General features: G+C 66.1%; 1 protein-coding gene. It reads left to right on the top strand.

What is annotated here, in order from left to right; genetic code table 11:
- On the top strand, nt 1-257 hold a 257-nt coding region (locus U4Y91_RS36680), incomplete at both ends, for a hypothetical protein (RefSeq protein ID WP_321809137.1).

Genomic DNA, 257 nt, shown 5'->3' with positions numbered 1-257 from the left:
CGAGCTGATCGAGCTGGTTGCCGAGGACAAACCGGTCGACGTGGAGGTCGACAGCGAAGCGACCGAGCTATCGGTCGAGCTGAGGCCGGTCGACAGCGAGCTGATGCCGGTCGAAGTCGACGTGGAGAGCGAGCTGATCGAGCTGGTCGCCGAGGACAGGCCGGTCGACGTGGAGGTCGACAGGGACGCCACGGAACTGTCGGTCGAGCTGAGGCCGGTCGACAGCGAGCTGATGCCGGTCGAGGTCGACGTGGACA

The sequence above is a fragment of the Burkholderia sp. BCC1993 genome (assembly GCF_905339865.1).
GTDB lineage: Bacteria > Pseudomonadota > Gammaproteobacteria > Burkholderiales > Burkholderiaceae > Burkholderia.
Note: the sequence above shows the minus strand (reverse complement) of the source record. Positions and strands in the feature narration are given on the sequence as shown.